25 protein-coding genes and 1 tRNA gene are annotated in these 20,380 nt (G+C 63.6%); 17 read left to right on the top strand and 9 right to left on the bottom strand.

Annotated elements, in window-relative coordinates; translation table 11 throughout:
* Positions 1-18: 18 nt before the first annotated feature.
* The 6 genes from prfB (at position 19) to OXG30_10895 (ending at position 5,343) form a co-directional block, all read left to right on the top strand.
* Positions 19-1,119, top strand: coding sequence for a peptide chain release factor 2 (gene prfB, locus OXG30_10870; protein ID MCY4135395.1), 1,101 nt, complete (start codon positions 19-21; stop codon positions 1,117-1,119).
* Positions 1,120-1,243: 124 nt separating this feature from the next.
* Positions 1,244-1,921, top strand: coding sequence for a cell division ATP-binding protein FtsE (ftsE, locus tag OXG30_10875; GenBank protein ID MCY4135396.1), 678 nt, complete (start codon positions 1,244-1,246; stop codon positions 1,919-1,921).
* Positions 1,922-1,974: 53 nt separating this feature from the next.
* Complete coding sequence (locus OXG30_10880) at positions 1,975-2,868, top strand: permease-like cell division protein FtsX (GenBank protein MCY4135397.1); 894 nt, start codon at positions 1,975-1,977, stop codon at positions 2,866-2,868.
* Between the two features lie 119 nt (positions 2,869-2,987).
* The gene (locus tag OXG30_10885) at positions 2,988-4,070 is read left to right on the top strand and encodes an S-(hydroxymethyl)mycothiol dehydrogenase (GenBank protein MCY4135398.1); all 1,083 of its coding nucleotides are present in this window, start codon (positions 2,988-2,990) and stop codon (positions 4,068-4,070) included.
* 154 nt (positions 4,071-4,224) lie between these two features.
* A complete protein-coding gene (locus OXG30_10890; GenBank protein MCY4135399.1) occupies positions 4,225-4,644 on the top strand; it encodes a hypothetical protein in 420 nt (139 codons plus the stop codon).
* 57 nt (positions 4,645-4,701) lie between these two features.
* A complete protein-coding gene (locus OXG30_10895; GenBank protein ID MCY4135400.1) occupies positions 4,702-5,343 on the top strand; it encodes a protein-L-isoaspartate(D-aspartate) O-methyltransferase in 642 nt (213 codons plus the stop codon).
* Positions 5,344-5,354: 11 nt separating this feature from the next.
* Here OXG30_10895 and thpR read toward each other — a convergent pair whose 3' ends face one another.
* A complete protein-coding gene (thpR, locus tag OXG30_10900; protein MCY4135401.1) occupies positions 5,355-5,858 on the bottom strand; it encodes an RNA 2',3'-cyclic phosphodiesterase in 504 nt (167 codons plus the stop codon).
* 163 nt (positions 5,859-6,021) lie between these two features.
* On the opposite strand from thpR, the gene OXG30_10905 reads away from it, so the two are divergent.
* The 8 genes from OXG30_10905 (at position 6,022) to OXG30_10940 (ending at position 10,877) form a co-directional block, all read left to right on the top strand.
* Positions 6,022-6,321 carry a type II toxin-antitoxin system RelE/ParE family toxin gene (locus OXG30_10905; protein MCY4135402.1) on the top strand — a complete coding sequence of 100 codons (300 nt, stop codon included), beginning with the start codon at positions 6,022-6,024 and terminating at the stop codon, positions 6,319-6,321.
* 17 nt (positions 6,322-6,338) lie between these two features.
* On the top strand, positions 6,339-7,430 hold the full coding sequence (locus OXG30_10910; protein ID MCY4135403.1) for a HigA family addiction module antitoxin: 1,092 nt from the start codon (positions 6,339-6,341) through the stop codon (positions 7,428-7,430).
* Between the two features lie 153 nt (positions 7,431-7,583).
* Positions 7,584-7,784, top strand: coding sequence for a hypothetical protein (locus OXG30_10915; protein ID MCY4135404.1), 201 nt, complete (start codon positions 7,584-7,586; stop codon positions 7,782-7,784).
* A gap of 39 nt (positions 7,785-7,823) precedes the next feature.
* A complete protein-coding gene (locus tag OXG30_10920) occupies positions 7,824-8,231 on the top strand; it encodes a M67 family metallopeptidase (GenBank protein ID MCY4135405.1) in 408 nt (135 codons plus the stop codon).
* Positions 8,232-8,241: 10 nt separating this feature from the next.
* Positions 8,242-9,192, top strand: coding sequence for a cysteine synthase family protein (locus OXG30_10925; protein ID MCY4135406.1), 951 nt, complete (start codon positions 8,242-8,244; stop codon positions 9,190-9,192).
* Between the two features lie 246 nt (positions 9,193-9,438).
* Entirely contained in the window at positions 9,439-10,170 is a 732-nt protein-coding gene (rph, locus tag OXG30_10930) for a ribonuclease PH (GenBank protein MCY4135407.1), read from the top strand.
* A gap of 11 nt (positions 10,171-10,181) precedes the next feature.
* A complete protein-coding gene (gene rdgB, locus OXG30_10935; protein ID MCY4135408.1) occupies positions 10,182-10,778 on the top strand; it encodes an RdgB/HAM1 family non-canonical purine NTP pyrophosphatase in 597 nt (198 codons plus the stop codon).
* A 14-nt stretch (positions 10,779-10,792) separates the two neighbouring features.
* Positions 10,793-10,877: transfer RNA gene (locus OXG30_10940), tRNA-Leu, on the top strand.
* 512 nt (positions 10,878-11,389) lie between these two features.
* Here the strand turns inward: OXG30_10940 and OXG30_10945 are convergent.
* The 4 genes from OXG30_10945 to OXG30_10960 form a co-directional block, all read right to left on the bottom strand.
* Positions 11,390-12,538 (bottom strand): phospholipase D-like domain-containing protein, encoded by a 1,149-nt coding sequence (locus OXG30_10945; protein MCY4135409.1) that lies wholly within the window; start codon positions 12,536-12,538, stop codon positions 11,390-11,392.
* Positions 12,535-13,320, bottom strand: coding sequence for an ion transporter (locus tag OXG30_10950; GenBank protein ID MCY4135410.1), 786 nt, complete (start codon positions 13,318-13,320; stop codon positions 12,535-12,537). Before OXG30_10950 ends, OXG30_10945 begins: the two co-directional genes overlap by 4 nt.
* A 401-nt stretch (positions 13,321-13,721) precedes the next feature.
* A complete protein-coding gene (locus OXG30_10955) occupies positions 13,722-14,117 on the bottom strand; it encodes a hypothetical protein (GenBank protein ID MCY4135411.1) in 396 nt (131 codons plus the stop codon).
* A gap of 145 nt (positions 14,118-14,262) precedes the next feature.
* Positions 14,263-14,682 (bottom strand): GIY-YIG nuclease family protein, encoded by a 420-nt coding sequence (locus tag OXG30_10960; GenBank protein MCY4135412.1) that lies wholly within the window; start codon positions 14,680-14,682, stop codon positions 14,263-14,265.
* A 483-nt stretch (positions 14,683-15,165) separates the two neighbouring features.
* Between OXG30_10960 and OXG30_10965 the strand changes: the two genes are divergently transcribed.
* Positions 15,166-15,729 (top strand): hypothetical protein, encoded by a 564-nt coding sequence (locus tag OXG30_10965; GenBank protein MCY4135413.1) that lies wholly within the window; start codon positions 15,166-15,168, stop codon positions 15,727-15,729.
* A gap of 30 nt (positions 15,730-15,759) precedes the next feature.
* Entirely contained in the window at positions 15,760-16,350 is a 591-nt protein-coding gene (locus tag OXG30_10970; protein ID MCY4135414.1) for an ATP-dependent Clp protease proteolytic subunit, read from the top strand.
* Between the two features lie 17 nt (positions 16,351-16,367).
* On the opposite strand, the gene OXG30_10975 is transcribed toward OXG30_10970, so the two are convergent.
* From OXG30_10975 to OXG30_10990, 4 genes are all read right to left on the bottom strand, one after another.
* The gene (locus OXG30_10975; protein ID MCY4135415.1) at positions 16,368-16,841 is read right to left on the bottom strand and encodes a hypothetical protein; all 474 of its coding nucleotides are present in this window, start codon (positions 16,839-16,841) and stop codon (positions 16,368-16,370) included.
* Positions 16,842-16,843: 2 nt separating this feature from the next.
* Positions 16,844-17,530: a ribulose-phosphate 3-epimerase gene (gene rpe / locus OXG30_10980; GenBank protein ID MCY4135416.1), complete on the bottom strand. Its 687-nt coding sequence runs from the start codon at positions 17,528-17,530 to the stop codon at positions 16,844-16,846.
* A 65-nt stretch (positions 17,531-17,595) separates the two neighbouring features.
* Positions 17,596-18,360, bottom strand: coding sequence for a glucose 1-dehydrogenase (locus OXG30_10985; GenBank protein ID MCY4135417.1), 765 nt, complete (start codon positions 18,358-18,360; stop codon positions 17,596-17,598).
* 4 nt (positions 18,361-18,364) lie between these two features.
* Positions 18,365-19,132 (bottom strand): hypothetical protein, encoded by a 768-nt coding sequence (locus OXG30_10990; GenBank protein MCY4135418.1) that lies wholly within the window; start codon positions 19,130-19,132, stop codon positions 18,365-18,367.
* Positions 19,133-19,233: 101 nt separating this feature from the next.
* Between OXG30_10990 and OXG30_10995 the strand changes: the two genes are divergently transcribed.
* Positions 19,234-20,379 carry a Rieske 2Fe-2S domain-containing protein gene (locus OXG30_10995; protein ID MCY4135419.1) on the top strand — a complete coding sequence of 382 codons (1,146 nt, stop codon included), beginning with the start codon at positions 19,234-19,236 and terminating at the stop codon, positions 20,377-20,379.
* The last annotated feature ends 1 nt before the right edge of the window (position 20,380 follow it).

Consider the following 20,380-nt stretch of genomic DNA (forward strand, 5'->3'; position numbering starts at 1 on the left):
CTGCTCCCGGAACATTCCGTGCCTGACTTCACCGGCGACCTCGCCCTGCTCCGATCCAAACTGGACGAAGCCCGGCTCTACCTGCACATCGATGAGCTGATCGCCCGGCGCCCTCAGCTGGAGGAGGCCGCGGCCGCCCCCGGCCTGTGGGACGACCCCGACCAGGCCCGCAAGGTGACCAGGGAACTGGCCGAGTTGATGGAGGACTTGGAGCTGTTCGCCGGCCTGGAGGCCGCCTTGGACGACGCCGACACGCTGCACCAGCTGGCCACTGAGGAGGACGACGAGTCGCAGACCCCCGAGATCGCCCAGATGCTGGAATCCCTGACCGCAAAGGTTGACGACCTGGAGCTGCGGTCGCTTTTGGGCGGCGAGCACGACGGATCCGATGCGGTGTGCGAGCTCCACAGCGGCGCAGGGGGCACCGATGCCCAGGACTGGGCCGAGATGCTGCTGGCGATGTACCAGGGGTGGGCCGAGCGCCGCGGCTTCGACTTCAAGGTCGATTCGGTGTCGGAGGGCCAGGGGGCGGGCATCTCCTCGGCCGACTTCACCATTTCGGGGCGCAACGCCTACGGCCTGCTCCAGTCGGAGCGGGGGGTGCATCGCCTGGTGCGGATCTCCCCGTTCGACTCTGACGCCCGCCGCCACACCGCGTTCGCCCAGTTCAAAGTGGTGCCTTTCTTCGACGAGGTGTCCGGCGAGGTGGACATCGAGGACAAAGACCTGCGGATCGACACCTTCCGGTCATCGGGCGCGGGCGGGCAGCACGTGAACGTGACCGACTCGGCGGTGCGGATCACCCATCTGCCCACCGGCATCGTGGTGTCGTGTCAGAACGAGCGCAGCCAGCACCAGAACAAAGACCGTGCCATGCAGATCCTGGCCGCTCGCCTGGCCGACCTGAAGCGGGCTGAGCGGGCAGCCGAGATCGCCGGGTTGGCGGGCGACTACCAGAAGGCGGAGTGGGGCAGCCAGATCCGCTCCTATGTGCTGCACCCCTACCAGCAGGTCAAAGACGACCGCACCGGCGTGACCATCGGCAACGTGGAGGGGGTCTTGGCCGGGGACCTCGACGAGCTGATCGAGGCCTATCTGCGGTGGAGGCGCATGTCTTGACTGCGGCCAGGCCGAGCCCGGAGGGTGCGCAATCGTTGCACGGTGACGGTGGTAGCGTTGGTCGAGCTTTCTGGGCCAACAAAGGGGGGTTTGTGCCCGGATCGCAGTTCGGAGTTCACAGCGCATGATCAGAATGGAGAACGTCACCAAGGTGTACAAGGGCGAGGTGCTCGCCCTTCAGAACGCCTCCTGCGAGGTGCAGCGGGGGGAATTCGTCTTTTTGGTTGGGCCGTCGGGATCGGGAAAGTCCACGTTCATGCGCCTGCTTAACAAAGAGGAGAAGCCTGACCGGGGCCGGGTGTACGTGGCCGGGAAGGACATCGGGCAGCTTCCCAGTTGGAAGGTGCCCTTTTTGCGCCGCAACATCGGGTGCGTCTTCCAGGACTTCAAGCTCCTGCCCAACAAGACCGTGGTCCAGAACGTGGCCTTCGCTCTGGAGGTGATCGGGCGTCCCCGGGGCGTGATCAAGGAGAAGGTTCCGGCCATCTTGGAGCTGGTGGGCCTCTCCAAGAAGATGCACAACTATCCCGACGAATTGTCGGGCGGGGAGCAGCAGCGGGTGTCCATCGCCCGGGCGTTTGTGAATCGGCCGCTGATCCTGCTGGCCGATGAGCCCACCGGGAACCTCGATCCGAACACCTCGCTGGGCATCATGACGCTGTTGGACCGCATCAACCGCACCGGCACCACCGTGGTGATGGCCACCCATGACCGCAGCATCGTCGACAAGATGCGCCGCCGGGTTGTGGAACTGGACCGGGGCCAGATCGTCCGGGATCAGTCCCGGGGCGTCTACGAATAGCCCATGGCATTGAGGGGTCTCGACGACAGGGGCCAGTGGGCCGGCGGTAGCCGATGAGCCTCAAGCTGGACTATGTCCTGCGGGAGACGGCCAGCAACTTCCGCCGGAACATCACCCTCACGCTGGCCACCGTCATCACCGTCACCATCTCGCTGACCCTCCTCGGGGCGGCGCTGCTGTTCGGCGACGCAGTCGACAACGCCACCGTCCGCTGGAAGGACGGCGTGGAGTTCATAGTGTTCATGGACCCCGAGATCAGCCCGGAGTTGGAGGCGGACATCCGCCGCCAGCTCGAGGACGCTCCCGAGGTCAGCGGGTTCACCTACATCGACAAAGACGAGGCCTACGCCGAGGTGCAGGATCTCATGGGCGACTCGCCGGAGCTGGTGGAGGTGATAACACCCGAGCGGCTGCCGGCCTCGTTCCGGGTCAAGCCCACCGACACCCTGCCCGAGCGGGTTGACGAGCTGGCCGCCGCCTTCCGCACGCAGCCGGGGGTGGCCAGGGTGGTAACGGCCAGCGAGACCATCCGAGCCATCGAGGATCTGTCCAGCGGGTTGCGCCAGCGGGTGATCATCATCGCCATCGTCTTGTTGGTGGCCGCTGCCGTGCTGATCTTGAACACCATCCGCATGGCGCTGTTCTCCCGCCGCCGAGACATCGAGGTGATGAAGTTGGTGGGGGCCACCAACTGGTTCATCCGGGTGCCGTTCATGTTCGAGGGACTCATTCAGGGGCTCATCGGAGGGGTTATCGCCATTCCGCTGATATGGCTGACCAACAATTTCTTCAGCGTGATCAACGACGATGTCTCGCTGGAGTTGCTGCGGGGCTTCACCGTCGATCCGTCCCGAGTGTGGGCCCTGGGCTTCCAGATGGTGGGTCTGGGAGCCATCGTGGGCACGGTGGGCTCCGGCATCGCCGTCAGCCGCTTCTTGGACACGTGACAGGCTGCCCTCGCCTCCGCGACTGGGCACCAGACGAACCGGCTTTTCTCAGGGCGTAGTAGGTTCGCGGCAGTTGGTCTCGGTCTTAGTGGCCGATGGCCGGGCGAAAGGAGCAGCAGATGGCCCAGCAGGTTCAAGCCGTAGTCGCCAAGGCCAAGGGCGAGCCGGTAGGCATAGAGACCATCGAGGTGCCCGACCCCGGGCCGGGCGAGGCCCTGGTGGCCGTGCAGGCCTGCGGCGTCTGCCACACCGATCTCCACTACCGGGAGGGAGCCATCAACGACGAGTTCCCGTTCCTTTTGGGCCACGAGGCCGCCGGCGTGGTGGAGTCGGTGGGAGAAGGCGTGACCAACGTGGCTCCCGGCGACTTCGTGATCCTCAACTGGCGGGCGGTGTGCGGTAATTGCCGCTCGTGCCTGCGAGGGCGCCCGTGGTACTGCTTTGCTACCCACAACGCCACCCAGAAGATGACCCTGGATGGCCAGGAGCTGTCGCCCGCACTGGGAATCGGGGCCTTTGCCGAAAAGACACTGGTGGCGGCGGGCCAGGCCACCAAGGTCAATCCCGAGGCCCAGCCCGAGGTGGCTGGACTGATCGGCTGCGGGGTCATGGCCGGGCTAGGCGCCGCCATGAACACCGGCGGGGTAGGCCGGGGCGATTCTGTGGCCGTCTTCGGCTGCGGCGGGGTGGGCGATGCGGCCATCGAGGGATCACGCCTGGCCGGTGCTCACACCATCATCGGGGTGGACATAGACGACACCAAACTGGAATGGGCTCGAGAATTCGGTGCTACCCACACCATCAACTCCTCCCGGGAGGACCCGGTGGAGCGGATCAGGGAGCTGACCGGTGGCCACGGCGTGGACGTGGCCATCGAGGCCATCGGCCTGCCCCAGACCTATGAGCAGGCCTTCTATGCCCGGGACTTGGCCGGGGCCGTGGTGCTTGTCGGTGTGCCCAATCCCGAGATGCGCATTGAGCTGCCGATGATCGAGGTATTCGGGCGCGGCGGTGTCCTCAAGTCGTCGTGGTATGGCGATTGCCTGCCATCTCGGGACTTCCCCATGCTGATCGACCTCTATCTCCAGGGAAGGCTCAACCTGGAGCGTTTCGTGTCGGAGACCATCTCGCTGGAGGGCGTTGAGGAGGCGTTTCACGCCATGGAGCGGGGTGAGGTGCTCCGGTCTGTGGTGGTGATCTGAAGACCTCGGACTCATCAGTCCGTTCCACAGAACTGAAAATCACAGTTGACGCTCAGAAAAGGGAGTCGCTACCCTTTTCTGTTGCGGGTGGGGCTTATGGGGCCTGTGAGGCTTGAGTAAGTCCTCAAGCCTCCCCTTGACGGAGGCACCCGACATGCCTGAATTGAACCTGACAACGATCGTTACCTCGATCATCGTCCTGCTACTGCTTGCCCTGCCGTTTGTCGCCGCCCGGCTACCGCATTCCCGGCTACCGCATTCCCGCCTACCGCATTCCCGCCGACTCGTGGCCCGAGACGCCCAGAAAGCGGGACCCGGGCCGGGATTCACTTACGCCTTGGTTCCCCCCGGTGGCCATCCCGATGAAGGCGAGGGCGAAGAGAAGGGCTCTTGGCAGTGGTGCTTGGCCTTCATCCCCAACGAGACCGCCGACGGCGGCTCTGAGATGCCGCCGTGGTGGGCACCGGCGCCGCCCTGGAATGCGTCCGAGGAAACCGGCCCGGATTTCACCCGCGACGCCGACGCCCTTCAAGCGGTGTTCGACGAGACCAGCGCCTATCCCGCGGCGAGGTAGTCAAAACTCTCGCCCATTCTTCGCCCCGAAGCAGGAGCGGTTGGAGCATCATTGGGGATGGTCCAAGACCGGCACCTAAACCGGCGGCTGACAATGGTGCGCCGCCAGATCGAGGGGCGAGGAGTCAGCGACCCGCAGGTTCTGGACGCCATGAGGACGGTTCCCCGCCATCGGTTCGTGTCGCGGACGCTGGCCGGCGACGCCTACAAGGATCACCCGCTGCCCATCGGTTCAGGCCAAACCATCTCCCAGCCCTACGTCGTGGCCCTCATGGCCGAGGCCGCGGCCATAGAGCCAGACAACCGGGTGCTGGAGGTGGGAACCGGATCGGGCTATGGGGCGGCTGTGCTGGCCGAATTGGCCGCCTCCGTGGTTTCTGTGGAGCGGCACCGAAAGCTGGCCAACTCAGCGGCCCAAGTCCTGGCTGAACTGGGGTATGACAACACCACCGTGGTGTGCGCCGACGGGTCGCAGGGCCACTCGCCCGGCGCCCCCTACGACGCAGTGCTGGTTACCGCGGCAGCGTCCAACATTCCCTCAGCGCTCATCGACCAGCTCGCCGACGGCGGGCGGTTGGTCATCCCCGTGGGGCCGGCCTCGTTCTCCCAGAATCTCACTTTGGTTCGTAGAGACGGCGATGAGACCACTTCCGAGCGATTCTGCCCCGTGAGGTTCGTCCCTCTCGTCGAGGAGCCTTGAGCGGGCTCTACTCAGCCGGCCTCTTCCAACGGCCAATGGCTCAGCCGGGAGTAGCGGGACCCATCAGGGTGGAGTTGGCTGGACACCAGCCACAGCTCGCGGGCCAAGAACTCGGCCTCGAAGGGCTGTGCGACGACCGTGCCCGGCACCCGCTTGCGGGCTCGGGCCAAGGTGAGATGACCGGTGAACTCCCGACGGTCCGGCGGCTGGCCAATGGCCGCAGTGCGTGCTCCAACCTCGGCCGCCAATTCGCTCAGCCCATCCGCAGGCAGCATCAGCACCCTTGCCCCCAACCGCCTGCTGGCCGGTCCCAGCCGCACGGTGCTGGCCGATCCCTGAAACCCCCGCAAGCTGTCCTCCACCTCGCCCTGCTCCGTTTCCCCGAAGAACCTCAGCGTGATGTGCCACTGCTCGGGCACCGTCCATCGCAACCCCTCTACCTCGGGCCGATCCAATTCGCCCAGCAGCTCCACAACCTCCAAAGGCGGAAAAACAGCCAAGAACAGCCGGGGCATCAGTGAATTGTGGGTGCGAACGTCACGGTAATCGTGGTACTCCACAAGTTTGTCGGCAGAACGAATAGGTTGATCTATGGGTGGGTTCGGGTTCGTCAGGGAGTGAACTCACAAAAGGTACTTGCATGATAGGGTGTTCACCTCTAGGGTGAAAGCATGAAGCATGAGGCTGGAATTCGAGGACGACGACCTTCGACGACTGTACGAGGAGCGAGACTTCGTGCTGCCCAGGTTCGGCCCCGATGTCGTGAAGGCCTTCCGGAAGAAGGTGGGGTTTCTCGCCCAGGCGGAGTCCGAGGTCGATCTTCGGAACTACAAGGCACTGCACTTTGAGAAGCTCCAAGGGGGGCGTGCTGGTCAGCATTCGATCCGGCTCAATCGCCGGTGGAGGCTCATCTTGCGGATTGAGACCGATGCCGAAGGCCGGCTGCTGGTCGTTGTCGAGATTGTCGATTACCACTAGGGAGGAGATTCGTGACTATGGCTAGAACCTACACTCCTGCCGAAGTCTTTCCGGCCGGTGAGTATCTCCGGGATGAATTAGACGAACGTGGATGGACCGCGACTGAGTTTGCGGAGATCATCGGTAGGCCCCTCCAGGCAGTTTCCGAGATCCTGAACGGGAAGAAGGAAATCACCACTGAGACTGCGATTTCCTTCTCTGAGGCGCTTGGAACCACCCCTGAGCTTTGGCTCAACCTACAAACCGCATATCGCCTTTTCGAGCAGCGCTCAGCCACGAGCCACGAAGAACTTACCCCTGTTGCGCGGCGAGCTCGACTGCGCCAGGTTATTCCGCTGGCTCAGGTACGGTCTCGGGGGTGGGTCCCTGAGACCGATGACCTTGATGCAATCGAGTCGGCCGTATGCGAACTGCTGAAAATCGCCAACCTTGATGAGCGTCCTCGGTTTGCCGCGGCGGCGAAGCGCTCCAATTCTGCCGATCCGATCACGATTGAACAGGCCGCTTGGCTTGGGTATGTGCGGAAAATCGCTGATACCCAGGATGTTGCAGAATTCGGAATCGACGAGTTAAGGCGACTTGCGACGCGGCTACCCCGGATTCTCAAGGACGGACCCAGTGAGCTGGTCAGGCTGCCAACACTCCTCGGGGAATGCGGCGTCTGTTTGGTATTCGCAGAGGGCCTTCGAGGAGGCAAGCTCGATGGTGCGGTTACGTTTCTTCCCGACGGCCGTCCCGTCATTGGCCTGACTACGCGAAACAACCGATTCGACAGTCTTCTCTTTGCTTTACTGCACGAGTGTGCCCATTTGACGCTGGGGCACATCACTGCGCTTTCTGGCGCGATCCTCGATGACGATTTGATGGGCCCACAGAGTGATCCCGATGAGTTAGCGGCAAATGATCAGGCCACTGAGTGGCTGTTTCCTGGTGGATTCGAAGCCGCGTCGGTGTCTGTACCGGCAATCGTTCAAGCAGCATCGCGATACAACGTGCATCCGAGCGTGGTCATTGGGCATATCCAGCACAAAACTGAGAATTACAGCCTCCATCGCAGTCGAATCCCTAAAGTCCGCCCTGAGCTTCAAGACGCAGGACTCCTCTCATGACGGCTGCGGCTGAGTGGGAGGCAGCAAGCCGTCATCCGACCTTTTCCTTCTACCTCACGGCTCCTGCCTGCAAGAAGAATCCTGCAGTTGCCTTTGCCGCAGTAGGACTGGCCGACGGGATCACAGGAGCGAGCTGAGGCGCCGTCCGACCGGGTGAAGGTACGCCGCGGCGACCCAATCGATGAGCCTGAAGACATCGCCGGGCCGTGGTGGGCGGGCGTGGTGCCTGTCGCCACCCGATTTGAATCGCCCAGCACAGCTGCCGGCTTCACCGGCGATTCCGGCCCGCCGGCTCCTGTGGTCGCCCTCGCTGGTCTGACCCCCGACCAGCGACTCCTTTCCAATGGCGGCTGATCGGTGCGCAAGCCCAGGTAGGGTGAGCGGGTGCTGCGGTTGAGCAGTGAGGTTTATGCGCAGGTAATCGCCCATGCGCTGTCGGGACTGCCCAACGAGGCGTGCGGGCTGCTGGCTGCCCCGGCGGGGAAAGAGCAGGTCACTCGGTTCTTCCCGGTGCGCAATGCGGCGGAGTCCAGCCAAATCTACCGGCTCGACGATGCCGAGTACCTCCAGACTGAGCGCACCGCCGATGACGAGGGGCTGGCGTTGGTGGCGGTCATGCACTCCCACACCCACACCACCGCCTATCCGTCGCCCACCGATGTGCGAGACGCCACGGCATTCGACCCCTTCGGAGCGCTGCTCTATGTGATCGTGTCGTTGAAGGATCCCGAGCCTGCGCTGCGCTGTTACCGGATTGCCGACGGGGCCATTGCTGAAGAGCCCGTGGCAGTCGAGGGGTAATCTGGGGTCTGTGACGGCACACAAATCGGTGATCGATCTGATCGGGAACACCCCGATGGTCGATGTCACCGTGCTGTCGCCCAACCCGGCGGTGGCCATCCACGTCAAGCTCGAGGGAGTCAACCCCGCGGGATCGGTCAAGGACCGAGTGGCGCGCGAGATGATCCTCGAGGCCGAGGCCGACGGGACCTTGGAACCGGGCCGCACCATCATCGAGCCGTCGTCGGGCAATACCGGGATCGCCCTGGCCATGATCGCCCGGCTCAGGGGCTATCCCATCAAGATCGTCATGCCCGAGAACGTCTCGGCCGAGCGCCGCCAGCTTCTTGAGGTGTTCGGGGCCGAGATCATCTGGTCGCCGGGCGCTGGGGGGTCGAACGGGGCCGTCCGCATGGCCCAGAAGCTGGCCGACGACAACCCCGAGTGGGCGTTCCTCTACCAGTACGGCAACGAGGCCAACCCCCGGGCCCACTACAACACCACCGGCCCGGAGATCTACGCCGACTGCCCCGAGATCACCCACTTCGTGTCGGGACTGGGCACCAGCGGCACCTTGATGGGAGTGGGCGCCTATCTCAAGGAGCGCAAGCCATCGGTGCAGGTGCTGGCGGTGGAGCCCCCCGCGGGGGAGATGGTCGACGGGCTCCGCAGCTTGGACGACGGGTTCATCCCCCCGGTCTATGAGAAATGGGGCGGCGATCAGCTCTTGGACGGCAAGCGCATCGTGCGGCCTCGGGAGTCGATCGAGTGGACTCGGCGCCTAGCCGAGGAGGCTGGCATTTTCGCCGGCCTCTCTACCGGCGCGGCGCTGGCCGGGGCCGCCCGAGTGGCCGAGCGGATTGACGAGGGGGCGGTGGTGGTGGTGTCGGCCGACGGCGGATGGAAGTACCTGTCCACCGGGGCGTGGACTGATCCGATCGACCAGGTGACTGCCCGAGCTGAGTCAACTATCTACTTCTGAACCTAGTTTGAAAAAAATTTCTACCTAGGCAGGTTTTTTGGTGTTTGATGTGCTATAAGTCCCCCGTTCTGCTAAAGTGCTTGCACCCAAACCACACCACCACGCTGGAGCACGGCTCCAGCCGAGCGGCCTCGACTCATCCCGCCAGAGTCGAGGCCGCTCCTTTTGTGCGGTCTTGTGTCCTTGTTAGGGTGCCCCTAGCGATGCAACAGGGCTGGAGGTATAAGGTATGAGAGCAGGTCAAACATGAGGGGCGACGGTCGAGCCGCTGATGATCTGCGACCCATCAGCTTCGAGCGGGAATTCACCGAAATGGCCGACGGCTCGGTGCTGGTATCGTTCGGCCGCACCCGGGTGCTGTGTACCGCGTCGGTTGATCCCGACGTGCCCCGGTGGATGAGGGGCCGGGGCACGGGCTGGGTGACGGCCGAGTACTCGATGCTCCCGGGGTCGTCGCCCGAGCGGGTCAATCGGGAAGCGGCCCGAGGCCGCCAGTCGGGCCGCACCCAGGAGATCCAGCGCTTGATCGGCCGCTCGCTGCGGGCGGTGACTGATGCCGCCAAGCTCGGCGAGCGACAAGTCATCTGCGACTGCGACGTGCTGCAAGCCGACGGCGGTACCCGCACCGCCGCCATCAGCGGCGCTTATGTCGCGCTTCACGACGCTTTCAGCCGCTTGTTGGCCGCTGGAAAGATCGAGCATCACCCCATGATCGAGGCGTGTGCTGCGGTGTCCGTCGGGATCGTCGACGGAACGCCGGCGCTCGATCTGCCCTATGACGAAGATGTGGCCGCCGAGGTGGACATGAACGTGGTCATGACCGAATCAGGTCGCTTCGTGGAGGTGCAGGGCACCGCCGAGGGAATGGCATTCGGCAGAGACCAGCTGGACGAGCTATTAGACCTGGCCACGCTGGGAATCGAGCAGATCATCAAGCGGCAAAACCAGCTGCTGGCCGACCTGCCTCCGTCCCGTTGAATTCTGGTCCGTTGAACTCCGCCTCGGATGAGCGACGGCAGTTTGTGGCGGCAACCGCCAACCCCCACAAGTTGGTTGAGATTGCGGCCATCCTGGGATCGGCGGTGGAGCTGCTGCCCCGGCCCGCCGGCCTGGGTGAAGTGGTCGAAGACGGCGACATGCTGGAGGCCAATGCCCGGCTGAAGGCGGTCGCGGTCTGCGGTCATACCGGTCAGGCCGCAGTGGCCGATGACACCGGATTGGAGGTAGTCGCGCTGGGCGGAGCGCCGGGCGTGAAGTCGGCCCGCTACGCCGGTGAGCACGCTGATGACGCCGATAACCGAGCCCGGCTGCTAGACGAACTCGAGGGGGCAGCCGACCGGTCGGCTCGCTTTCGCACGGTGGCGATAGTGGCATTTCCCGACGGGGGCGAGATGCTGGCCGAGGGCATGACCACCGGGACCATCGCTGTCGAGCCGCGAGGAGACGGGGGCTTCGGCTACGACCCGGTGTTCGTTCCCGACGGGGGAGACGGGCGCACATTTGCCGAGATGTCACCCTACGAGAAGAACGCCGTCTCCCACCGGGGCCGGGCATTTCGGGCCTTGGCCACCCAGTTGGGCTTGTAGCCTGTAAGCGCCTCGCGCCAGTGGCGGAACTTGGCAGACGCGCAGGGTTTAGGTCCCTGTGGGCGCAAGCCCGTGTGGGTTCAAATCCCACCTGGCGCACTTTTTTTGAGGCATGTCAGATAGGGTGGAAATAGGCACCACACAGGAGGGTCAGGGATGTCAATGGCATTTCGCCTAATGCGGAATGTTTCAGTGCGCAAGCTCCGTAGGAAAGCAAACTCTGACGAATTGACGCTTGCTGACATTGAAGCAGACACCGGAAAGGGACCAGCCGCCGACCTCTCCGATTGCACCTTCCACGCCAGCACAGAGGACTTCCTTGCGGCGCTGAAAGCGCGGCGAAACGGGTCTACGTCCTAAAGCACTCCCCCTACCTCTCGGAATGCCCACACATGCGGAAAAACCCGTATTCCTACGTGCCTACAACCGCCTGTCGCTAGAACAGCAAACCCAGTCAAAATGGGTCTTCGCGTTGAAGTTGGGGCTGGGATGCTGTGAAGGTCCACGTTTGAGTCGGGCGCCTCGCTGATTCCTTTGACTGACAGATAGTCCAAGAGGCGGGTTCCCTGGTGTTGAAGTTGGCGCGGCGGCGTGGTTCGGCGCGGCCGGTTTCAATTTCGTGGGATAGTGACTACTACTGTGCCAAGCATCTTGTCCCAAGGGGTCTGGCCTCGTCGGTCGCCCTGTAGGACGACCCACCCAATCAACATCCAAAGAAATGCCAAGCCTACTAGTACCGGAGCAAGGTAGAACAAGGGTGCTGTAATGAAGAAGGTCAACCACAATCCATATTTCAGGATGATCTCTCGAAAGAACATTCGACAGCCGCCAGCCGCTGACAGATCATCAATTCTGATGACTCGCATCCTGAAAATCTGCTTCGCCGGAGTTTTTCCCTGGCTGTAGACGGCTAGCGACCAGATCAGCCACCCGATAATCAGCGTCACAAAGATAAGCACATATTCAACAACGAACGCAGCCAGCCGTCTTTTGCTTGAAGGCAGTTCAAGGACTCTGTTAGTACTGGTTTTTTCAGTCCGGCCTGCGGGTTGCCTCGAAAGCGTATCCAAATCGAGATTGGATGTTGGGTCTGCGGACGTGACTCCGTCGTTGGCAACGTGGGGAGTCCATCTGCCGCCTTCCCGCCAGCGGTATTGATTGCGACCAGTCGGGTCGGATTGCCACGATCCCCTTCCTACACCAGCCTCACGGCCGGTTGACTCTGCTTTGCCCCCAACATTCTCGATTTCCCTTTGTCCAAGATCGACACTGTCAGCCATGTACCCAGCTAAACGCTCAGCACAATCCCAACCCTTCTCGTGAAGCCCCCTGACCTCCCCCCAAGTGCGGATCAGGTCGTCGCCGGTGGCTTCAACCATGATCTCGACATTTGCTTCCAACCCGTTCTTAGTCAGGTTTGCCGACCCGACCAGAGCAGCCACCGGGACTCCTTCGGATTCCACCACCCACGCCTTCATGTGAGCCATCGAAGGCCCCTCTTTAGCCCTTTTGGTCCGATACCAATTGCGGACCTTCACATCCGTTCTAGAAAGAAAGTCAACCGCTCGTCCCGCGTCATCATGGGAGATGTTCGACCAGTACCTAGAGCGAGTATCACCAATCAGCAAAGACACAGGGCGGCCAACGGTCTGGAGGTCCAGCCACGCGAGCCCTGCTGGACTGGCATAGCCCACGACAACAAGCAGCCTTCCCTTGGGATAGTCGCTTAGGAATCGCTCAATCCGCTCAGAAACCCTCACTCTATGCTGGCCCTCCCGTCGTGCGATTCTCCTTCCACAAGCTCGCCGCTTTGAGGTTCCCTCTGCTGTAGTGATCGTTCGCTTCTGTCGTTCCTCTCGACTTGGGCGGTCAGCCGTTCTACGGCCGCCGTCAGTTCTTGGACCTGTCGCCCTAAGTCGGCCTGATTGGCCTGTTCCTTGCTTCTGGTGAACCAAGCAGCGAGGTTAGCGGTGATTACTCCGAAGACGGTTATCCCCGCGAGCATGAGGATGATCGCTACAGCCTTCCCACCACCTGTCTGCGGTGAGATGTCTCCATAACCGACGGTCGTCATCGTCACGATTGCCCACCAGATCGTGTCACCCCAGGAGTCGATTTCGGCGCCACCGCGATCCTCGAAGAACCAGACCCCGACTGCCGAGGCAGCGATCAGCCCAACAGCAGCGGCCAAAACGTAGCGGCCCGACGTTCCAGCCCAAATCCGCTTTACGGTGTGAAAGCCACGTTCAACGAATGCAGCCACTCTGAGAACCTTCAGCACCTTCAACACCCGCACCGACCTCAGAGCACGCAATGGCATCAGCACTGGGATCAGCGTTAGGGCGACGATGGCGAAGTCGTACCACTTGGTCACCGCGTACCGCCTGCGACCAGGACCGTGAACCACCAACCTCACACCAAGCTCGACAGCGAACACTCCTGAGATCGCCCAGTTCAACACAGCGACAGCTGATGGGTAGAACGACTCGAACACCAGAAGCGGAATGCTCCCCAGAGCCAAGACCAGCATCGGCCAGTCCACAGCAGATTCCCACCGGGCAACAGCGTCAGGGCGTTGGGGAGATCTCATGTCGGCGGGCGATCTTATCGCCAACGCCCCCCATTCCCTTCAGAGGATGGTCTGGACAGGCCCGATGGTACGCTCATTCGGGTTTTCAAGGGGGCGCGATGGACGCCAACACGATTGTTTGGATAGTTGTGGCCACCGTTGCTGCTCTGATCGGCGTGGGCGCTTGGAGGGAGTTCAACAGAGAGCGGGCCTTGCATTGCGAAAGATGCGGTCACGCCGGCCCGTTCCCAGAACGTGAGATGATGAACCTGCGAGACGGCCGGCCCTCTGCCCAGATTGCGGAATCCAACTCACACGCCGGAGAACAAACAGGTACTCCTAGCTGCGAGCAGCTTTCGTCCAAACGTTCGGCCTCACCCTGGGGGCGACCAGTAGTACGATTCGCCGTATTCATCGTCCCAGTCTCGGTCGTGGGGGATGCTGAACGAGTCTCTCCATCCGGCGTTGCACACCCTAAGCGACTGGTGGATTACATACGTCTGACTTCCTCCCCGGTCGCTGCACTCATCGGCGTAGGAGTGCAACACAGCCGGCTCGCTCTGGTCCTGCTTGATCTCCTGCACAGCCGCCGTGTTCGCTTCAACAGCCTCGCGCACTTCATTCAGCGCCTCACGCTGCGATGCAGAGCTCACGAGACTGACAACGATCAGGGCGATCACCGCAAGCAGTAGAAGACCCGCCAGCCACGTCAATGCCTGCAATTTCGGGTTCGTGTTCCCTGTCGTCGCCATCTCCGGTGGTGTGTCCATCGTCGCCCTCACTAGATCCTGGCATTTGAAGCCCTCGGACCAGGGACAGCCCCAAAATCTATTTGGGAATCAGACAGACTCTATTGCGTCCACTCCATATGACAGGCTGCTGACCAGATTGCTGTGCCAGTCACGCCCACCCCGTTCAGGACTCCTTGTAGTTGTCGGCGGGCACCCCCCACGCGTTGCCTTCGATGTGCCCTCTGAAGTCCCAAAGCCCTCGCTGGGGGGAGTGCCCCCGGTGCTTGTTGGTCAGTTCGTCGTTGCCGATGAGCCGCAGAACGTCGATCAGTGCTCCCTCTACTTCAAGCGCGGTCTGCTCGTTCATGCCGTGACGGGCGATGAAGCACCTGACTTCGCGGCCCTCTGCCTCGATCTCCCGAATCTTGTTTAGCCGCTTGTTGTGCCACTCCGTCTCATCGGAGTGCTGTAGACGTGAGAGAAAGCGGTTGCCCTTCCCCTTTCCCACATAGAAGATCGTGCTGTCGCGCGGGTCTTGGAAGAAATACACGTAGTGCTGCAAGTTCTCGATTTCTAGCGCCGTGAATCCTTCTTGGTCGGCCATGTCCTCTCCTTTCACAATGGCTGCGAGACGACTGGCAAGCTCTGTTCACCCTGAATCATCACCTGTGCCAAGGGACACAATATAGAAGCCAAACGACCACGCGACCAGCAGGTACGATTCCACCAGAGGCAGCCCGCTGCTGTCGGGTTATGGTGGCCGCATGGCAAGACGGCGGCGCACTAGACGGTGGCGATCTGTGCAGGGGTACACACTGCGTAGCCCTCGCGGCAAGGTCGTCTACGTAGGAATCACGAACAATCCTCGGCGGCGGGCCGTCGCGCACCAGAAGTCGGGCAAGTACGGGCACTTGGAAGTGGAGACGGTCGGGATGCCCAGGGGGTTAGCTCGACGGTGGGAAGCCGGGAGGCTGGCATGGCACCGCCGACAGAACAGGGGCCGCAACCCCCGGTACAACAAGACCAGAAGCGGAAGCTAGGAAAGTGCCCAAGGACAACGGCTGGCGGGAGGTGACTAGGACCCCACATGACTGATGATTTTCGGCGGGTTGTGACCGCAGTGGACGGCGAGGGCCACTCGGTGGTGGACAGTGATGGGCCGCCGCCGGTGGTGATCAGCCCCCGCCATCTTGACCAGTTTCTCACCGCCATTTGGGCGGTGGACGAGCTTCCCACCAGCTACACCGCGCCGGGCGACCGGGACGGCTTCAGGCTGTCGCCAGCGGCCGGTGGGGTGAACATCATCCGCAACAAGCTCCCACCCGACTCGATGGTTTACGTGGACGCCGACGAGGCCCTGGTCATGGAGGGCCGGATTCCCGAGGGGTTGTTCACCAATGTGGTGATCTGGAACGAGCTGGGCCAAACGGCCGACTATCTGGAGCGCACCGTGTCGCTGAACGACGCCCAGATGGAGATGGGCGAAGACCGCCGCTATCGGGTGGTCATCGCCCACCGCGATCCCGGCGTGCCCAACTGGCTGGACACCTGCGGTGAGCCTCGGGCCGCGGTGTTCTGGCGGTTCATGCTTCCTGCCGAACCCCCTGATGCGCCGGTCTGCGCGGTGGTACCGGTGGATCGGGTGGCCTAGACGCAGTAGCGGGCCGGTACGATTGTGGCCATGACCAACCCCGTCCTGTTCGAGCCGGGCAGCCCCGAGCGCGGTGCCTTCGAGATCTACAACCGGCTTCTGAAGAACCGAATCGTGTTTCTCGGAACCGATGTGAACGACGACATCGCCAACTACATCACCGCCCAGCTCCTCTATCTGGAGGGCGAGGACACCGACAAGGACATCTGGCTCTACATCAACTCCCCGGGCGGGTCGGTCACCTCGGGCATGGCCATCTACGACACCATGCAGTTCATCACCCCCGATGTGGGCACCATCTGCATGGGTTTGGGCGCCTCGATGGGCCAGTTCCTGCTGTGCGCCGGTGCACCCGGCAAGCGCTACGCCCTGCCCCACGCCCGGATCATGATGCACCAGCCCTCCGGCGGGGTTCGGGGCCAGGCCGCCGACATCGCCATCCAGGCCGAGCAGCACGCCTACGTGAAGTCGCTGCTGGCCGAGCGCATCGCCACCCACACCGGCCAGTCGGTGGAGCAGGTGGAGGCCGACTCCGACCGCGACCGCTGGTTCACCGCCGAAGAGGCCAAGCAGTACGGCATCATCGACCACGTGATCGTCAAGCGCGGCGAGATGCTCTGAGGAAGTCTGGTCCTCAGCTAGCCCCGCACGTCCAACCGCACCTCGCCGGGGATCCTGTCGGGATCGACGAAGACGACAGGGCTGTCCCAGTCCAGATCCAGGCCGCAGTGCTCCGCGGCGTAGCGGCCCAACTCGGCGGAGGCCGTCCCGCTTTCTTCTAGCTGGGCGGCATCGAGTCCGGCGCTTTCCTCTCCGCTGAATACCCCGATGATGAGGCTTGCCGTGTCGATGATGACGGCCAGCGACGACTCGACCTCCAGGGGCGCCACCCGTTGAATCGACTCCAGTTCGTCTATCACCGCCTGCGCGCCGCTGGGATCATCGGAATAGTCAGCGGCTAGGGCGCCCTCGGGGCTGAAGGCGGTCTCCAGTCGTCCGCAGAAGGTTTCCAAGCTGGGCTGGTCATCGTTGCCGCAGGCACTGAGCGACAAGGCTGCGAGCGTCAGAGCCCCCAGCACCAGCGCCAGTGCAGCCGCCGTCGGCTGTCGCATCGTCAGGCGTGAGCGGCTGCTTCTCGCAACTCACCGATGGCGTGGTTGAACCCCAGTTCATCGGAGAAAACCGCGCTGCCGGCCACGAATACTCCCGCTCCGGCCTTGGCGGCGGCTCCGATCGTGCTCCGTCCGATGCCGCCGTCCACCTCCAGTTCCACATCGTGGCCGCCGCCGTCGATCATGGCCCGCACCTCGGCCACCTTGGACTCCATCGAAGAGATGTACGACTGTCCGCCCCAGCCGGGGTTGACGGTCATCACCAGCACCAGTCGGCAGAGGTCCAGCACGTGGGCCACAGCCGAAGCCGGAGTGGCCGGGTTGAGGGCCACGCCGGCGTCCATTCCCAGCTCTCGGATGGCCCCCAGAGTGCGGTGCAGGTGAGGACAGGCCTCGGAGTGGACGGTGAGCAGCTCGCAGCCGGCCTCGGCGTAGCGGGGGGCCAGCTCATGGGGCTCTTCCACCATCAGGTGAGCCTCGAATGGCAGCGACACCAGGGGCCGAATCGACGCGATCACATCGGGACCGAAGGTGAGATTGGGCACAAACCGGCCGTCCATCACATCCCAGTGGATCCGGTCGGCCCCGGCTTTCTCCAGATCGATGCATTCCTCGCCCAGCCGGGCGAAATCAGCGGGCAGCACGGAGGGCGCGATCAAAATGTCTGAGGCCAAGACCTCTTCGGCCATGATCCGACCCTACCCGGTGCTGACCGCCGAAAAGTGAACCATTTGCGCGAAGTCGAATGGCCTGCTCAGCGCAGCATTCCGCCGTCGACGAACACCGGCCGGCCGCTCATGAACACCGAGGCGTCGCTGGCTAGGAACACCGCGGCGCCCACCAGATCGTCGGGGACGCCGAGGCGGCCGAAGATTGTCTCGGCGGCCACCTGCTCCTCGAACCGGGCCCGGGCTTCGGGGTCGCGGGGCAGGATCATGTCGGTGGCCACCGGGCCGGGAACCAGCAGGTTCACCCGAACCCCCCGGCTGGCCCACTCCCGGGCCATGGTGGTGGTCCAGTTAGCCATGGCCGCTTTGACCGCGCAGTACGCCCCGATGCCCTCCATGGGCTGGAAGGCCCCCAGCGCGCCGATGTTGATGATCGATCCGCCCCCATCGGCGGCCAGGTGATCGAGCGCGGCCTGCGACAGAAACAGCGGTCCCTTGAGGTTCACGGCCAAGATGTCGTCTAGCTCCTCGGGGGTGACCCGGGTGGTGACGTGGGGACGCAGCACGCCGGCGTTGTTCACCAGCACGTCGAGGCGGCCAAAGCGCTCAATGGCAGCCTCAACCAGCAGCTGATGCTGATCGAGTTGGCCGACGTCGAGCTGGGCGGCCAGGGCCTTGCCACCAGCGGCGGTGATCTGGTCGGCCAGGGTTTGGCAGGCATCCAGCGTGCGGCTGGCGGCCACCACCTTGGCCCCGGCCTCGGCCAGCCCCAAGGCCAACGCGTGGCCGATTCCCCGGGAGGCTCCGGTGACGATGGCCACCCGCCCGGTCAGGTCGAACTTATCGGTCATCACATCAATCCTGTTCCCGCGCGGCCAGCCAGTTCTCCAGGCTGGCGTCCTCCCAGTCGTCGGGCCCGTACACCGTGTGGGGCAGCGGAGTCATCAGGTGGGTGTCGCCGCCGGTGACGTATTCGACCGAGCGCTGTTCCCAAGCGGTGATCCGATCGTCGGCGGTTCCCTCGTCACACAGGCCCCGGGTGGTGTCGCGGTTCTGGCGGAAGGTGACGTGAGAGGCGATGTCGGTGGCCCACACCATCACCACCTCATGCTGGTTGTTGAGCACCTCATACAGACCGGTGGGGCGGTGGCCGTAGTCGGCCATGAGTGGAACCCGCTCCTGTACCACCGCAGCCAGAAACTCCAGCGGCGTACCGGGGCGCACAGTGAGGATCTCGTTCACGAACAGGGTGCCGTTGATGCCTTCTTCGACGATCTCGGCGGTGTTCGGGCTGCCGGGCACACCCCCGCACAGCCGGTCGAACCCGCCGGAGCGCCACTGGGCGGCCTCGTCCCACCAGTCGCCGTAGAAGGCCTTGCGCCGCTTCAGGTTGAGCCGGTCGAGGTTCTTGGCCAGGCCCTTCCAACCGTCCGAGCCGATGTCCCAGATGTTGATCACCTGGGGCCAGCGCCCCCCGCCCGCTCCCAGGATGTAGAAGGTGCCTTGAAGCCCGAACATATCCGGCATGCGCAGCACCGGGTCTTGCCACAGGTGCTCCATGTAGTCGTATTGGCCCTGGCCGATGATGTCGACCACCTCGTACAAGTACAAGTCGCGGTTCACGCCGGGCCTCCCAAATGGTCAGTGCTCGTACGGTGAGGCTTCATCATCCGCCGACGTTACTGGGCTGAGGCGGTCAGATGATGAGGGCCTAGGCTTCGTCTGTGCGCCGCGAGACCCAGGTGGAGCTGATCCGGGAGCTCCTGGATCACCACGCCGCGGGCACCACGCAGTTGGCCGACGCCACGCTGGCGCTGCCCGCCGACGTCTACACCAGCGAGTCTCACTGGCAGGCCGAGCAGGAGGCATTGTTCCGCCGCCGCCCGGTGGTGGCCTGTCTGTCGGGGGCGGTTACCACCCCGGGCGACTATGTGTCGCTCACCGTCGGTGGAGTCCCGCTGGTGGTGGTGCGGGGCGACGACGGGGTGCTGCGAGGGTTTCGCAACGTGTGCCGACATCGGGCTTCATCGGTGGTGAGCGGCTGCGGATCGGGGGCCGCGTCGCTGCGGTGCCCGTTCCACGCCTGGACCTACCGCCTCGACGGGTCGCTGCTGGCCCGTCCCCAGGCGGGGGAGGGGTTCGCCGGAACCGACGAGTCGGAGCTCTGCCTGGTGTCGGTGCCGGTGGGGGAGGCCAGTGGGCTGGTGTTCGTGCGGGCCCAGGGCGATGAATCGGTGGACGCCGCCGGGTTGGTGGGCGATGCCGCTCAGGACCTCGACGACTTCGGGGTGGGCGGCTACGTCCCGTTCGACCGGTGGGAGTCGAGCTGGCCCTGCAACTGGAAGCTGCTGGTGGACACGTTCTTGGAGTCGTACCACGTGTTCTCGCTGCACCGCGCCACCGTGGGCAAGTACTACCTGTCCCAGCCCATGACCTATCGGGGGTATGGCCCCAACCTGCGGTTCCAAACCTGCCAGAAGTCGATTCTGGAGCTGGCCGAAGCTCCTGATGGCCAGTGGGACCTGCTCAGCCGGGCCACCGTGGAGTACCTGATCGCCCCCAACACGATCCTGAGCCACAGCGTGGACCACTTCGCCGTCTACCAGTTTCTGCCTACCTCGGCCGATCACACCGACATCACCATGACCCTCTACACCCCTGAGCCGGTCACCGACCGCACCCGCCCCCACTACGACCGCACCCTGGAGCTCCACCAGAAGGTCGGCGCCGGCGAGGACTTCCCCCAAGCGGTCAAGATCCAGCAGTCTCTGTCCTCCGGCCTCATCGAAGAAACCCTGGTCGGCCGCCACGAAGTGGCCCTCATCCACTTCCACCAAGCGCTGGGGGGACTACTCGAAAGCGGGAAGTGAC

The organism is bacterium (assembly GCA_026708015.1).
Classification (GTDB): domain Bacteria; phylum Actinomycetota; class Acidimicrobiia; order Acidimicrobiales; family Bin134; genus Poriferisocius.

Excerpts from the sequence above, each read along its gene's own strand:
- ftsE (MCY4135396.1), top strand. The coding sequence starts at position 1,244 with ATGATCAGAATGGAGAACGTCACCAAGGTGTACAAGGGCGAGGTGCTC.
- OXG30_10880 (MCY4135397.1), top strand. The coding sequence starts at position 1,975 with ATGAGCCTCAAGCTGGACTATGTCCTGCGGGAGACGGCCAGCAACTTC.
- OXG30_10885 (MCY4135398.1), top strand. The coding sequence starts at position 2,988 with ATGGCCCAGCAGGTTCAAGCCGTAGTCGCCAAGGCCAAGGGCGAGCCG.
- OXG30_10890 (MCY4135399.1), top strand. The coding sequence starts at position 4,225 with ATGCCTGAATTGAACCTGACAACGATCGTTACCTCGATCATCGTCCTG.
- OXG30_10895 (MCY4135400.1), top strand. The coding sequence starts at position 4,702 with ATGGTCCAAGACCGGCACCTAAACCGGCGGCTGACAATGGTGCGCCGC.
- thpR (MCY4135401.1), bottom strand. The coding sequence starts at position 5,858 with ATGCCCCGGCTGTTCTTGGCTGTTTTTCCGCCTTTGGAGGTTGTGGAG.
- OXG30_10905 (MCY4135402.1), top strand. The coding sequence starts at position 6,022 with ATGAGGCTGGAATTCGAGGACGACGACCTTCGACGACTGTACGAGGAG.
- OXG30_10910 (MCY4135403.1), top strand. The coding sequence starts at position 6,339 with ATGGCTAGAACCTACACTCCTGCCGAAGTCTTTCCGGCCGGTGAGTAT.
- rph (MCY4135407.1), top strand. The coding sequence starts at position 9,439 with ATGAGGGGCGACGGTCGAGCCGCTGATGATCTGCGACCCATCAGCTTC.
- OXG30_10955 (MCY4135411.1), bottom strand. The coding sequence starts at position 14,117 with ATGGACACACCACCGGAGATGGCGACGACAGGGAACACGAACCCGAAA.
- OXG30_10960 (MCY4135412.1), bottom strand. The coding sequence starts at position 14,682 with ATGGCCGACCAAGAAGGATTCACGGCGCTAGAAATCGAGAACTTGCAG.
- OXG30_10965 (MCY4135413.1), top strand. The coding sequence starts at position 15,166 with ATGACTGATGATTTTCGGCGGGTTGTGACCGCAGTGGACGGCGAGGGC.
- OXG30_10970 (MCY4135414.1), top strand. The coding sequence starts at position 15,760 with ATGACCAACCCCGTCCTGTTCGAGCCGGGCAGCCCCGAGCGCGGTGCC.
- OXG30_10975 (MCY4135415.1), bottom strand. The coding sequence starts at position 16,841 with ATGCGACAGCCGACGGCGGCTGCACTGGCGCTGGTGCTGGGGGCTCTG.
- rpe (MCY4135416.1), bottom strand. The coding sequence starts at position 17,530 with ATGGCCGAAGAGGTCTTGGCCTCAGACATTTTGATCGCGCCCTCCGTG.
- OXG30_10985 (MCY4135417.1), bottom strand. The coding sequence starts at position 18,360 with ATGACCGATAAGTTCGACCTGACCGGGCGGGTGGCCATCGTCACCGGA.